The organism is Streptomyces sp. MUSC 14, assembly GCF_001866675.1.
Taxonomy (GTDB): Bacteria; Actinomycetota; Actinomycetes; order Streptomycetales; family Streptomycetaceae; genus Streptomyces.
This window is the reverse complement of the sequence record NZ_MLYN01000089.1, coordinates 26489-39063: the sequence shown is the minus strand read 5'-3', so window position 1 is coordinate 39063 and position 12575 is coordinate 26489. Positions and strand designations below refer to the sequence as shown.

14 protein-coding genes and 1 pseudogene are annotated in these 12575 nt (G+C 72.5%); 8 read left to right on the top strand and 7 right to left on the bottom strand.

The window, feature by feature from the left end; genetic code table 11:
* Positions 1–234 precede the first annotated feature (234 nt).
* On the top strand, positions 235–882 hold the full coding sequence (locus tag BIV25_RS42450) for a DedA family protein (protein WP_071377930.1): 648 nt from the start codon (positions 235–237) through the stop codon (positions 880–882).
* A gap of 31 nt (positions 883–913) precedes the next feature.
* Here BIV25_RS42450 and BIV25_RS42445 read toward each other — a convergent pair whose 3' ends face one another.
* Entirely contained in the window at positions 914–1447 is a 534-nt protein-coding gene (locus BIV25_RS42445; RefSeq protein WP_071377929.1) for a gamma carbonic anhydrase family protein, read from the bottom strand.
* 108 nt (positions 1448–1555) lie between these two features.
* Between BIV25_RS42445 and BIV25_RS42440 the strand changes: the two genes are divergently transcribed.
* The gene (locus tag BIV25_RS42440) at positions 1556–2320 is read left to right on the top strand and encodes an acyltransferase (protein WP_071377928.1); all 765 of its coding nucleotides are present in this window, start codon (positions 1556–1558) and stop codon (positions 2318–2320) included.
* A 361-nt stretch (positions 2321–2681) separates the two neighbouring features.
* Here the strand turns inward: BIV25_RS42440 and BIV25_RS42435 are convergent.
* Positions 2682–3538 (bottom strand): annotated as a pseudogene (locus BIV25_RS42435) (EamA family transporter).
* A gap of 109 nt (positions 3539–3647) precedes the next feature.
* Here BIV25_RS42435 and BIV25_RS42430 point away from each other — a divergent pair.
* Together BIV25_RS42430 and BIV25_RS42425 are read left to right on the top strand one after the other, a co-directional pair.
* Positions 3648–4220 (top strand): helix-turn-helix domain-containing protein, encoded by a 573-nt coding sequence (locus tag BIV25_RS42430; protein WP_071377927.1) that lies wholly within the window; start codon positions 3648–3650, stop codon positions 4218–4220.
* A gap of 34 nt (positions 4221–4254) precedes the next feature.
* Complete coding sequence (locus BIV25_RS42425) at positions 4255–4812, top strand: YbaK/EbsC family protein (RefSeq protein ID WP_071377926.1); 558 nt, start codon at positions 4255–4257, stop codon at positions 4810–4812.
* Positions 4813–4835: 23 nt separating this feature from the next.
* Here BIV25_RS42425 and BIV25_RS42420 read toward each other — a convergent pair whose 3' ends face one another.
* Complete coding sequence (locus BIV25_RS42420; protein ID WP_071377925.1) at positions 4836–5903, bottom strand: cation diffusion facilitator family transporter; 1068 nt, start codon at positions 5901–5903, stop codon at positions 4836–4838.
* Positions 5904–5965: 62 nt separating this feature from the next.
* On the opposite strand from BIV25_RS42420, the gene BIV25_RS42415 reads away from it, so the two are divergent.
* Positions 5966–6319, top strand: a complete 354-nt coding sequence (locus BIV25_RS42415; protein ID WP_071377924.1) for a metalloregulator ArsR/SmtB family transcription factor — start codon at positions 5966–5968, stop codon at positions 6317–6319.
* Here the strand turns inward: BIV25_RS42415 and BIV25_RS42410 are convergent.
* The 3 genes from BIV25_RS42410 to BIV25_RS42400 form a co-directional block, all read right to left on the bottom strand.
* Entirely contained in the window at positions 6313–7476 is a 1164-nt protein-coding gene (locus BIV25_RS42410) for a 4-hydroxybenzoate 3-monooxygenase (protein WP_256257144.1), read from the bottom strand. The genes BIV25_RS42415 and BIV25_RS42410 overlap by 7 nt on opposite strands.
* A gap of 141 nt (positions 7477–7617) precedes the next feature.
* Positions 7618–9255 carry an APC family permease gene (locus BIV25_RS42405; RefSeq protein WP_071377923.1) on the bottom strand — a complete coding sequence of 546 codons (1638 nt, stop codon included), beginning with the start codon at positions 9253–9255 and terminating at the stop codon, positions 7618–7620.
* Positions 9256–9469: 214 nt separating this feature from the next.
* Positions 9470–9928 carry a CoA-binding protein gene (locus BIV25_RS42400; protein WP_071377922.1) on the bottom strand — a complete coding sequence of 153 codons (459 nt, stop codon included), beginning with the start codon at positions 9926–9928 and terminating at the stop codon, positions 9470–9472.
* 104 nt (positions 9929–10032) lie between these two features.
* Here BIV25_RS42400 and BIV25_RS42395 point away from each other — a divergent pair, with 104 nt between their 5' ends.
* From BIV25_RS42395 to BIV25_RS42385, 3 genes are all read left to right on the top strand, one after another.
* The gene (locus BIV25_RS42395) at positions 10033–10818 is read left to right on the top strand and encodes a hypothetical protein (protein ID WP_256257138.1); all 786 of its coding nucleotides are present in this window, start codon (positions 10033–10035) and stop codon (positions 10816–10818) included.
* Positions 10815–11363 carry a histidine phosphatase family protein gene (locus BIV25_RS42390; protein ID WP_071377921.1) on the top strand — a complete coding sequence of 183 codons (549 nt, stop codon included), beginning with the start codon at positions 10815–10817 and terminating at the stop codon, positions 11361–11363. The genes BIV25_RS42395 and BIV25_RS42390 overlap by 4 nt, the downstream gene beginning before the upstream one ends.
* Positions 11364–11429: 66 nt before the next feature.
* A complete protein-coding gene (locus BIV25_RS42385; RefSeq protein WP_071377920.1) occupies positions 11430–12056 on the top strand; it encodes a YigZ family protein in 627 nt (208 codons plus the stop codon).
* 1 nt (position 12057) lies between these two features.
* Here BIV25_RS42385 and BIV25_RS42380 read toward each other — a convergent pair whose 3' ends face one another.
* Entirely contained in the window at positions 12058–12447 is a 390-nt protein-coding gene (locus BIV25_RS42380; RefSeq protein WP_071377919.1) for a hypothetical protein, read from the bottom strand.
* Between the last annotated feature and the right edge of the window lie 128 nt (positions 12448–12575).

Below are 12575 nucleotides of genomic sequence, written 5' to 3'. Positions count from 1 at the left end.
ACCTGGGGGAGGCGGGTCGGGCGATACCGCGGGAGCTTTCCCCGCCCGTGTGACACCTGGGTGTCCGAGAGCCCAAGGGCCGAGGGCGGGAGGGTGCCGGCGGGGGGCGCCGGGAACGGCCGGGAAGTTCTGTGCTTAACCACCGCTCACCGCCGACCAGGTAACCTGCCCTTGGGACGCTCTTTACATGCGGTGTCCGGCAGCCAAAGGTCGGCGACAGGGGAGGAACCCGCGGTGCACGTGCAGGAATGGCTCGATTCGGTGCCCGCGGTCGCCGTCTACGCCATGGTGGCCCTGGTGATCGGCGTCGAGAGCCTGGGCATCCCGCTGCCGGGCGAGATCGTCCTGGTCTCCGCGGCGCTGCTGTCCTCCCAGCACTCCGGCATCAACCCCGTCGTCCTCGGCGCGTGCGCGACCGCCGGTGCGGTGATCGGCGACTCCATCGGCTACGCGATCGGCCGCAAGGGCGGCCGCCCGCTGCTGGCCTGGCTGGGCGGCAAGTTCCCGAGACACTTCAGCGCGGGCCATGTGGCCACCGCCGAGCGGTCCTTCGAGAAGTGGGGCATGTGGGCCGTCTTCGTCGGCCGCTTCATCGCCCTGCTGCGCATCTTCGCCGGCCCCCTCGCGGGCGTCCTGCAGATGCCGTACTGGAAGTTCCTGATCGCCAACGTCCTCGGCGGGATCATCTGGGCGGGCGGCACGACCGCCGTCATCTACTACGTGGGCGTGGTCGCCGAGGGCTGGCTGAAGAAGTTCTCCTACGTGGGCCTCGCGGCGGCGGTCCTCGTCGGCCTGGCCTCGATGCTGCTGGTCAAGCGCAAGGCGAAGAAGGCCCAGCAGGAGCACGGCCAGGAGGCGGAGCCGGTCGGCGCCGGTGAGTGACACCGCCCCGACCGTGCCCAGCCATGCCCGGTCAGGCCTGGCGATGCACGTCCTTGTGGGCCTTCGCCAGGTCCGCGTACATCGTGCCGTTGAGGGTCACGCCCTGCCGCTCCTCCTCGGAGAGCGGCCGCCGCACCTTGGCCGGCACCCCTGCCACCAGTGAGCCGGCCGGCACCACCATTCCCTGCGGGACCAGAGCCTGCGCGGCGACCAGTGATCCTGCCCCGATCACCGCACCGTTGAGCACGGTCGCCCCCATGCCGATGAGACAGTCGTCCTCGACGGTCGCCCCGTGCACCACCGCGTTGTGCCCGATGGAGACCCGCTCACCCACGCTGACGGGAAACCCGGGATCGGCGTGCAGCGTCACGTTGTCCTGCACGTTCGCACTCGCCCCCACGGTGATCTTCTCGACGTCACCGCGCACGACCGCCCCGTACCAGACACTGGCCCCGGCATGCAGCGTGACGTCCCCGATCACGGAGGCCGTGGGGGCCACGAACGCCTCGGCATCGACCTGGGGCTCCCGGCCGCCGATGCCCACGATCAGCGCCTGCTGTGTCATGACGGTTCTCCTCGTGTCGTCGTCCCCCGCACCGTACGGCACGGGTTGGGGCAAAGATCACAGCAGGCGGCCCTCTTCCCGAAAGCGTCCGCTTAGTAACGTAACCCCGTGCCCCAGCGGAAGAACACGTTCTCATTCCGGCGACGCCGCGCAGCGCAACGTGTCGTCCACCAGGCCTGGGCCTGGATCCAGCGCGCGGGTTCCGTCACGGCCGACCACCCGGCGGGTTTCCGCTTCGGCTCGATCGGCGAAGCGACCCGCCTCGCCTTCCCGCTCGGCACCGTCTTCGGCGAACCCTGGATCCACCTCGGCTCCCACTGCATCATCGCCGAGCAGGTCACGCTGACCGCCGGCCTGATGCCGGACCTGGACCTCGGCCCCGACCCGATCCTGCGCATCGGCGACGGCGTCGTCCTCGGCCGCGGCAGTCACGTCATCGCGGACACGACGGTCACCATCGGCCGCGACTGCTACTTCGGCCCGTACGTCTACGTCACCTCCACCAACCACTCCTACGATGACCCGCACGAGCCCATCGGCAGGCAGTGGCCGCGGATGGAGCCGGTGGAGATCGGCCCGGGCTGCTGGATCGGCACCGGCGCGGTGATCCTGCCGGGCGCGCGGATCGGCCGGAACGTGGTCGTCGCGGCCGGCGCGGTGGTGCGCGGCGCGGTGCCCGACCACGCCGTGGTGGCCGGAGCCCCGGCCCGCGTCGTCCGCCGCTGGACCCCCACCGACGGCTGGCAACCCCCGCTGCGCACCCCACCCCCGGTCCCGATCCCGGCCGGCACGACCCCGGATCAGCTGCGGGCCCTGGCGGAACTGGACGAGGAAACGATGAGTCGCCTCGCGGAACTCGAAACGGAGGGGTGACGCGCGACCGGGACCGCGCCGGGGGCCGGGGGCGCTTTACGGCCGGGGGCCGGCCCGAGGCCGACGGGGCGAAGCCGGGCCTGAGGCGAGGTCGGGGGTGGGGCTGGGAGTTGGGCTGGGTCCGGGGCGGAGTCGGGATCGGGGGCGGGTTGCGGCTGGGGGCGGGACCGAGGTCGGCCGGAAGCGAGTTGAGGCCGGGGGGATTCGAAGCCGGGGCTGAGGTGAGGTCAGAGGCGAGGCCGGGGACAGGGGCGGGATCCAGGGCTGAGTCGAGCCGGGGTCGGAGCCGCGTCGGGGTGGAGGGGCGGGTGTGTTCCCAGGGCGGGGGCGAGACGGTGGCCGGGATCGGGGGGCGGGCTGGTCAGCCGGTTGCCAGCAGGAGTGTGCCGAGCAGGGCGAGGGTCGCGCCCGCTGTCTGGATCGTGCGGAGCCGTTCGCTGAGGAAGCCGCGTGCGGCCAGTGTGGTCACCACCGGGTACAGCGAGGCCAGTACCGCCGCGACGGTGACCGGGCCGTGGCGGGCGGCGAGCGCGTAGGTGCCGTTGGCCGCCACGTCCGCGAGCCCGACGAAGGCCAGCGCGGGCAGTGAGGCCCACGGGAAGCGGCCGTCCGGCAGCCCGCGGCCGCCCCGGCGGACGGAGGCCGCGAGCACGGTCCCGCCGACCGCGACATTGGTCAGCCGCTGCACGAACAGGGCGAGGAAGAGTCCGGTCACATCGGTCGAGGCCTCGGTGATCAGGGCGAAGACCGTGCCGAAGCCGAGCGCCGCGACCAGGGTGAGCAGGATCGCCCGCCGCTGGACCGGCGCACCGCGCAGCTGGGGCCCGCCCGCGAGGACGACGCCGGTGACGGCGACCGCGATGCCGGCGACCTGGAGCAGCCCCGGGCGCTCGCCGAGGACGAGGCCGACACCGACCGGGACGGCCACGCTGAGGGTGGCGAGCGGCGAGACGACTCCCATGGGGCCGAGCGCCAGGGCCTCGTAGAAGGAGAGCAGGGCGACCGGGCCGACCAGCCCCGCCGCGCACGCGAACCACAGCCGGGGTCCGGCCTCCCCCCAGCCGCCCGTCGCGACGACGATCGCACCCAGAACGGCCGCCGCGATGGACTGGGAGACCACGACGACCGTCAGTGCCGGCATACGCCGGGTCAGCAGGCCGCCGCCGAAGTCGGCCAGCCCCACAGGACACTGGTGGTGAGGGCCAGGAATGCTGTCACGGACGACCTCGCAGTACAGTTTGCTGAATGATCAGGTGCACTCCACCGTAGTTCAGTGCAATGAACTCTGTCATCCCATATAGTGAACCCTCCTCTCGATGGACGTGATGTGTCGGATCTCGACCTGCTGACCCAGTCACTGGCGCGCAACGTCAAGCACTGGCGTACGGTGCGCGGCTTCACCCTGGACGTGCTCTCCGCCCGGGCGGGAGTCAGCCGCGGCATGCTCATCCAGATCGAGCAGGCCCGGACGAACCCCAGCCTCGGCACCGTCGTCAAGATCGGCGACGCGCTCGGCGTCAGCATCACCACCCTGCTCGACTACGAACAGGGCCCCAAGGTCCGTATCGTCGCCCCCGGCCAGGCCGTACGCCTGTGGCACACCGACGCCGGCAGCTACAACCGCCTGCTGGCGGGCACGGAGGCGCCCGGGCCGGTCGAGATGTGGGACTGGCGGCTGATGCCGGGCGAGTCCAGTACCTCCGAGCCGCATCCGGCGGGCACCGTGGAACTCGTCCACGTCACCGCCGGCGAACTGACCCTCACCGTCGACGGCGTGGCCCACCTGGTCCCGACCGGCGCGAGCGCCACGTTCGAGGCGAGCAGCCAGCACACGTACGGCAACGAGGGCGGCGTGCCGATGGAGATGGTCATGGCCGTCTCCGTGCCGCCCGTGCGCTGAACGGCCCTGCGGCGCGGGCTGTTAGCGTGCGGCCATGCGCGCACCCATCGGAGACTTCGACACCGCCACCCCGGCCCCGGACTGCCTGGACGACCTGATCGCACCCGTCGCCGACGCCGTACGGCAGTGGCGGGGCGCGGTCTCCGCCGACCGGATCCTCTACGTCGAGACCGACCCGCGCTGGGCCGACACCGCCGTGTTCGTGGAGCACTACGGCCGCGACCTGCTGGAGCAGTCGGCGAACTGCGTGGTCGTCGCGGGCAGGCGCGGCGGCGAGACCTCCCTCGCCGCGTGCCTCGTGCTGTCCACCACCCGGGTCGACGTCAACGGCGTCGTGCGCCGCCATCTCGGCGCCCGCAAGGCCTCGTTCGCCCCGATGGACACGGCGACCGGCGAGACCGGCATGGAGTACGGCGGCATCACCCCGGTCGGTCTGCCCGCCGGCTGGCCGGTGCTCGTGGACTCGGCCGTCGCCGACCTGCCGTACGCCCTCGTCGGCAGCGGACGCCGGCGTGGCAAGCTGCTGGTCCCCGGCAAGGCTCTCGCCGAACTGCCCGGCGCCGTGGTGCTGGAGGGCCTCGGGGCCGCCTGAGGCGCGGCTGCCGGAGGCCGCCGTCAGGCGGTCAGATGGTGGGCCAGCGCCAGGTGCGGGTCGCGCTCGCCCGGCGTAGGCGCCGGATCGGCGTGCACCAGGGCGGCCGTCAGCCGTGGTACGGCGTGCAGCAGGGCGTGTTCGGCCTCGACGGCGATCGCGTGCGCCTGTCGCACCGTCGCCTCGCCGTCCACGACCACCGCGAGCTCGGCGCGCAGCCGGTGGCCGATCCAGCGCAGCCGCAGCTCGCCCACCTCGCGCACCCCCGGCACCGCCCGTACCGCACCCTCGGCCCGGTCCACCAGTGCCGGGTCGACGGCGTCCATGATCCGCCGGAACACCTCCCGCCCCGCGTCCCGCAGCACCAGCGCGATCGCGCCCGTGATCGCCAACCCCACGACGGGGTCGGCCAGTTGCAGGCCGAGTGCGGAGCCGCCCGCGCCCACCAGCACGGCCAGCGAGGTGAACCCGTCGGTGCGCGCGTGCAGCCCGTCCGCGACGAGCGCAGCCGAACCGATCTCGCGGCCCACCCGGATCCGGTACCGGGCCACCCACTCGTTGCCGGCGAAGCCGACCAGGGCGGCCGCCGCGACGGCCGGGAGATGGGTCACCGGGCGCGGGTCGAGCAGCCGGCCGACGGCCGCCCACGCGGCGAAGGCCGCCGACGCGGCGATCGTCAGCACGATCACCAGCCCCGCCAGATCCTCGGCCCGGCCGTAGCCGTAGGTGAACCGGCGCGTCGCCGCCCGCCGCCCCAGGACGAAGGCGATGCCGAGCGGGACGGCGGTCAGCGCGTCGGCGGCGTTGTGCACGGTGTCCCCGAGCAGCGCCACCGAACCGGACACGGCCACCACGGCGGCCTGTGTCAGCGCCGTCGCCCCGAGCGCGGCCAGCGACACCCACAGCGCCCGCATCCCGCGTGCCGAGGACTCCAGGGCGGAGTCCAGCTTGTCGGCGCTCTCGTGGGAGTGCGGGGTGAGCAGATGCGCGAGGCGGTGCCGGAGACCGGCGGCGCGGCGGCCGTGTTCATGCCCGTGCTCACGACCGTGCTCATGCCCGTGCGCGTGCTGGTGAGGGTGCCGGTCGCTCATGTGGGTCCCCTTTGCGGTGTGCGGGAGTGGACGCGGGGCGGCCACGGGACCATTATGTGCGTATGAGCGCACGCATGCACCTATCACCTGCGCACCATACGCATCCGCGCACCCCGGGCGAGGAGCAGTTCACGCTGGCTGCCGAGCTGCTCGCCCTGCTCGGCGACCGCACCCGCCTCACCCTGCTGCACGCGCTGACGGCGGGCGAGGCGGACGTCACGACGCTCACCGGGGCATGCGGCGCGGCCCGTCCCGCCGTCAGCCAGCACCTGGCCCGGCTGCGGCTCGCGGGTCTGGTGCGGACCCGCAAGGAGGGCCGCCGGGTGGTCTACTCGCTCGCGCACGGGCATCTGCGGCGGCTGGTGGACGAGGCGCTGAAGACCGCCGACCACCACCTCGGCGAACGGGCTCAGTAGGCCGAGGCCGTGCCGAGGTACTGCTCGGCGAAGGCGGCCGCCGCCGCGGGCGAGGAGAACAGCCGGCGCAGCCGGGCCAGCGTGGTGCCGGCGCGGAACGGATCACCGGACGCGACACCGTGGTAGATGTCCGACAGCCACTGTGAGAACTCCTGGTAGTCCCACACCCGGCGCAGCGCGGCGGCCGAGTAGCCGTCCAGGCCGGCGCCGTCGCCCCGCGTGACGTACGAGGCGAGCGCGTCACCGAGCAGGAAGGCGTCGTGCAGGGCGAGGTTCATCCCCTTCGCGGCGATCGGCGCGACCAGGTGACCGGCGTCGCCGGCCAGGAACAGCCGCCCGTGGGCGAGGGGTTCGACGACGTAGTGGTGCATGTCCAGCACCCGCTTCTCGACGATCCGGCCCTCGGTGAGCGGGGGCGCCCCGGTCGCGGCCAGCCGTTCGCGCAGCTCGGTCCAGACCCGCTCGTGCGGCCAGTTCTCCGGATCGTCGCCCGGCGGGCACTGCAGGTAGAACCGGGTCACCTCGGGGCTGCGGGGCATCTGCCCGGCGAAGCCCCGCGGATGGACGCCGAACAGGACGCAGTCCGTCGACGGCGGGACCTCGGCGAGCAGCGCCAGCCAGCCGATGCCGTCGTCCTGCCGGGCGATCCGCCGGTGCCGCTCGGGAATCGCGTCGCGCGTCACCCCGCGCGCCCCGTCGCACCCCGCGACGAAGTCGCAGCGCAGCAGCCGCCGTTCACCCGTCTCCGGACAGCGGTACGAGACCGCCGGCCGGTCCGTGTCCAGGTCGTGCAGCGTGACGTCGCGCACGCCGAAGCGGATGTCGCCGCCGCGCGCGTCGGCGTACTCGCGCACCAGGTCCGTCACCAGCAACGGCTGGGGGTAGACGTAATGGTGATGGTTCGTCAGATTTGCGTAAGGGAATCGGTACCGCTCGCCGGCGAAGCGGAACTCGCAGGCGCTGTGCAGCTCGGCCCGCTGCGGCAGGTGTCCGGCGAGGCCGCGGCGGCCGAGTTCGCGCACCGCCCATTCCTCGATGACGCCGGCCCGCGCCCGGGTCTCGATGAACTGCCTGCTCTCGGTCTCCAGGACGACGCAGTCGACCGATGCGGCCCGCAGGATGTTGGCGACGGTGAGCCCGGCGGGACCGGCGCCCACGACGACGACCGTACGGGCTTCGCGGCGCGCGGGGTGGGCGGGATCGGGGTGGGGGGAGGGGGAGGGGGAGATCACCCCCGCATTATGACGGTGTCCCGTCAGCCGGGAATCGGCCGACGGGACACCGGGGTCGGGTCGGGCTCAGTGCGCGGGCGCGTCCGTGACGACGACCTCTTCGATGCTGCGCTCGATCGCCTCGGGCGCGGAGGCCGTGGCCTTCGCCCAGTAGTAGATGACGAGCGAGAACACCGTGACGACCAGCATGTCCCACCACAGCGGCAGGTCACCGGTGCCGCCGAAGGTGCTCAGGTAGGAGATCACGCCGATGCCCAGCAGGTAGGGCACCAGCCACTGCGCGGCCTTGAAGTCCAGCCGGGGAGCGTCGGGCAGGCCCTTGCGGATCGCGTAGGCGGCGTACGAGCCGAGCAGCACGTAGCCGATGAGGATCGCGAAGCCCAGTCGCCACAGGGTGTCCCAGCCGGACCAGAAGATGATCAGGTTGGCGACCACGAACGACAGCGGCGAGATGATGTTGCCGAAGGGCAGCTTGTACGGACGGTCGTGGTTCGGCAGCCGGTCCTTGAAGACGCCGTAGGCCAGCGGGGCACCCGCGTACATCAGCACGCTCGCCGAGGTGATGAAGCCGACCAGCGTCTGCCAGCTCGGGAACGGCAGGAAGCAGATCACACCGGTCACGAACGACATCGCGAGGCCGAACCACGGCACACCGCGCGCGTCGGTCTTGGCGAAGAGCTTCGGCGCGTAGCCGTTCTTGGCCAGGCCGTAGGAGATGCGGGAGGTGGCGGTGGTGTAGATCAGGCCGGTGCCGCCGGGGGAGATGATCGCGTCGGCGTACAGCACCCAGGCCAGCCAGCCCAGGCCGACGACCGAGGCGAGACCCGCCCAGGGGCCGCTGATGCCGGCGTAGGCCAGGTTCGCCCAGCCCTTCGCGAAGGAGGCGTGCGGCAGGGCGGCGATGAACACGATCTGGAGCAGCAGGTAGATCACGGAGCCGATCGCGACCGAGCCGAGCGTCGCGCGCGGCAGGTCACGCTTCGGGTTGCGGCTCTCGCCGGCCAGCTGGATCGCCTGCTCGAAGCCGAGCAGCGCGAAGATGATGCCGCTGGAGCTGATCGCGGTGAGGACGCCCTTGGCGCCGAACGGCGCGAAGCCCTGAGAGGTGAAGTTGCCCGGGTGGAAGTTGCCGACGGCGATGATGAAGATCGCGGCGAGCGGTACGGCGATCTTCCACCAGGTGGCGGCGCTGTTGGTGTGCGCCAGGATGCGGACGCCGAGGAAGTTGACCGCGACGAAGACCGCCATGAGCAGGACGGCGACGACGATGCCGCTGGTCGTGAGCGTGCCGTTGGCGTTCTGCAGGCCGTCGGCGAAGTGCCAGTGCTTGGCATAGCCGATCATGGCCTCGACCTCGATCGGCGCCACCGTCGCGGCCTGGAGCCAGGAGAACCAGCCGAAGGACATGCCGGCCAGGCCGCCGAAGGCGTAGTGCGGGTAGCGCGCGGTACCGCCCGCCACCGGGAACATGCCGCCGAGCTCGGCGTGCACGAGGGCGAGGAGCACGATGGCCACGGCGCCGATCACCCACGAGATGATCGCAGCGGGACCTGCCGCGACGACGGCCTTTTCGGCGCCGAAGAGCCAGCCCGACCCGATGATGGAACCCACCGAGGCCCACATCAGACCGATCAGTCCGACGTCTCGGCGCAGACCACCGGTGTCGCTTGTGGCTACCGGTGCAGCCTGGTCGACATTCGCCATGTTGAGTGGCCTCTCAGATCTATACGCAGCGTTAACGGGCGAGGAGGCCACAGGCTAGGGGCGCGTTCCGTGTTGTCAAAAGAGCGTTAACCAAATCTTGACCCGGGATCTTAGGTGTCTTGGGCCCACGCTCGGTCACTGACTTGTCACAGGTCAGATGCCTCGTGCGAATGTCAATATTCAGCGTTGAATTGTAGGTAGAAGGAGAGATTCGCTAGCCGAGGCGGGGAATTTCGATCGCCGGGCAGCGGTTCATCACCATCTCCACGCCCGCCGCCCGGGTCCGCTCGCGGGCGGCCTCGTCCACGACCCCGAGCTGGAACCACACCCCGCGCGCACCCTTGGCCACCGCCTCGTCGGCCACCGCCCCGGCCAGGTCGCTGTTGACGAAGACGTCGACCACGTCCACGTCGAAGGGGATGTCGGCGAGGGAGGCGTAACCCCGCTCGCCGTGCACCGTCTCCGCCTTCGGGTGCACCGGCACGACGCGCTTGCCGAACCGCTGGAGCACCTGCGCCACCCCGTAGGCGGCCCGGTTCCGGTTGTTCGACAGGCCGACCACGGCCCAGGTGTCGCCCAGCCCGGTCAGGATCCTGCGGATCACCGCTTCGTCGCCGTGATCGCCGCCGTGGTCGTCACCGTCGTAGCTGCCGTCGCCGTGCACGACCGCCATGGCCGCCTCCTCGGTTCGCGGGAACAGTTCGCCTGGGCAACAGCGGAGCGCAGGGTACGGATTCCCGCCCCGGTACCCGCCGCCATGTCCGGAATCGGAGCAAGATGCCTGCGTACGACGCTCTGCCCGCCTACGCTCGCGCTGTGCTGCGCATCCTCGACGACCGAACCGGTGAGCCCGTCCCCGCCGCGCCTGCCCGCCGCGGCCTGACCCGCATCGAGGCCTACGCCTCCGGGCTGGACCCGACCGCCCTGCGGGTGGTCCTCACCGCCGACCTCCTGGTCCGCGCCCTGGAGCTGGGCGGGACCCCGGTCTGGACGATCCTCACCTCTCCCCACCAGCACGCCGAACTGCGCGCAGCCGCCACCGCCCTCGCCATCCGCCCCTTCGAGGACGGCCGCGACCTGGCCTCGGGGCTGGGCGCGTCCCAGGCGATCCACGTGACGGCCGACCCCACGGCCACCGTCGGTGAAGGCCCGGTGATGCGGGTGGCGCCGGTGCACTGGCAGACGGACGGCCAAGGGCACCCCGCGCTCCCGGCCCTCCTCGAAGACCCCGAGGCGGTGCGGCTCGCCCTGCTGTCCGTTCCTCGGGGCGAGCCCGTTCGGCTGGACGCCGCGGTACTGGATGCGGCGGCCGGGCGGCTGGCACAGTGGCGGCGGGCCGTCGCCGGCTGGGCCCGGCGGCCGTCCAGGCCGGTGCCGGAGGCGGTGCGGGGACGGCTGCGCTCCGCGTGGGAGGACGATCTCGACCTGCCCGGCGTCCTGGACGTACTGCGGGACGTGGCGCGCGACCCGGATCTGCCCGACGGCGCCCGGTTCGAGACGTTCGCCTACGTGGACCGGCTGCTGGCCCTCGACCTCGCCCGCGACCTCGGGAGCCTCGCGTGAGCGCGCGGGCGGGCGCCTCGGGTCCGCTGCGCCGGCTGGTGGTGCTGCGGCACGCCAAGTCCGCCTGGCCCGAGGGGGTCGAGGACCACCGCAGGCCGCTCGCGCCGCGCGGCCTCAAGGACGCCCCGGCCGCCGGACGCACCCTCGCCGAGGCCGACTGCCTGCCCGACCTCGCCCTGTGCTCCACGGCCGCACGCGCCCGCCGCACCTGGGAGCTGGCCTCCGCCGAGTGGGGCACCCCGCCGCCGGTGCGCTACGACCGGCGGCTCTACGCGGCCGACGCGGCGGACCTGGTGGAGGTGGTCCGCGAGGTGCCGTCCCAGGTGGAGACCCTGCTGCTGGTGGGGCACAACCCCGGTCTGGAGGAGCTCGTCCTGGAGCTGGCCGGGGACGGCCTCGACGACACGCTGGAACGGGTGCGGACCAAGTTCCCGACGTCCGCGATCGCCGTCCTGACCTGGCACGGCACCGGCTGGTCCGGGCTCGCCCCCGGTGTCGCCCTGCTGACCTGGGTGACCGTGCCGCGCGGCGGCAGGAAGCAGTAGCCGGGCAGCGGCGAGAAGGCGGATCCGCCGGGACCGGCACCGTGCACCACCGCTTAGGCTTGCGGGATGCAGGACGAGTACCGCACCCTCGCCCACGCGGGCGTGCACGAGACCGAGATCAACCGCTCCCGCTTTCTGTGCGCCCTCGCCCCGGCCGCCACCGAGCAGGAGGCGCAGGACTTCATCGCCGCCGTCCGCAAGGAGCACGCCGACGCCACGCACAACTGCTGGGCGTATGTCATCGGCGCCGACGCCTCCGTGCAGAAGGCCAGCGACGACGGCGAACCGGGTGGCACCGCAGGCGTCCCCATGCTCCAGATGCTCCTGCGGCGCGAGATGCGCTACGTCGTCGCGGTCGTCACCCGCTACTACGGTGGCGTCAAGCTCGGCGCCGGTGGACTGATCCGCGCCTACGGCGGCGCCGTCGGCGAGACCCTCGACGCGCTCGGCACCCTCACCCGGCGCCGCTTCCGGCTGGCCACGGTCACCGTCGACCATCAGCGCGCGGGCAAGGTCCAGAACGACCTGCGCGCCACGGGGCGGGAGGTGCGGGACGTCCGGTACGGCGAGGCCGTCGCCATCGAGATCGGGCTCCCGGACGCCGACGTGGACGCCTTCCGGGCGTGGCTCGCCGATGCGACGGCCGGCTCGGCGGGCTTCGCACTGGGCGGAGAGGCCTACGGAGACGCGTGAGTCAGGACGGTGACGGCTCCGGGGTCAGCTGTTCCTCGCCGATCTGTCGGCCCGACTCGTACACCGTCACGACCCCGTCATGGATGACATAGCGGTACTCCCCGTTGCGGGCCTCGTAGCCGCTGCTCGTCGTGTTCGCCCGCATGGCGATCCCCTTCTCCCGTCCGTCGCTGAACTCGCCGTAGTAGTAGAGCGATCCCGCCGCCGTCCGGCACAGGGTGATCTGCTTGTTCTTCGTGCGGAACGCCTTGACCAGCTCGGCACCGTCCCCGTCGGGCAGCTCGGCGGCGATCCGGTCCGGGCACGTCGGTGCCGGGCCGGCGCCGCTCGCACCGCCGGACCCCTTCGCGCTGTCGCAGCCCCGGGCCGCCAGGCCGAGCAGGAAGAGCACGACGAAGACCCCGATGCAGCCGCTCAGACAGCCGCCGGTCCTGGATTTCCTGGCGGGCGGGGTGTGGACCGGCGCCGGACGGGGCGGCGGAGCGGCCGGGACATGCGGCGCGGCCGGCCGGTAGCCGA

What these genes read in the sequence shown, in the direction of transcription:
- BIV25_RS42445 (WP_071377929.1), bottom strand. Translation starts at nt 1,447, where the DNA reads ATGACACAGCAGGCGCTGATCGTGGGCATCGGCGGCCGGGAGCCCCAG.
- BIV25_RS42420 (WP_071377925.1), bottom strand. Translation starts at nt 5,903, where the DNA reads ATGAGCGACCGGCACCCTCACCAGCACGCGCACGGGCATGAGCACGGT.
- BIV25_RS42385 (WP_071377920.1), top strand. Translation starts at nt 11,430, where the DNA reads ATGCAGGACGAGTACCGCACCCTCGCCCACGCGGGCGTGCACGAGACC.
- BIV25_RS42425 (WP_071377926.1), top strand. Translation starts at nt 4,255, where the DNA reads ATGCGCGCACCCATCGGAGACTTCGACACCGCCACCCCGGCCCCGGAC.
- BIV25_RS42395 (WP_256257138.1), top strand. Translation starts at nt 10,033, where the DNA reads ATGCCTGCGTACGACGCTCTGCCCGCCTACGCTCGCGCTGTGCTGCGC.
- BIV25_RS42400 (WP_071377922.1), bottom strand. Translation starts at nt 9,928, where the DNA reads ATGGCGGTCGTGCACGGCGACGGCAGCTACGACGGTGACGACCACGGC.
- BIV25_RS42415 (WP_071377924.1), top strand. Translation starts at nt 5,966, where the DNA reads ATGAGCGCACGCATGCACCTATCACCTGCGCACCATACGCATCCGCGC.
- BIV25_RS42405 (WP_071377923.1), bottom strand. Translation starts at nt 9,255, where the DNA reads ATGGCGAATGTCGACCAGGCTGCACCGGTAGCCACAAGCGACACCGGT.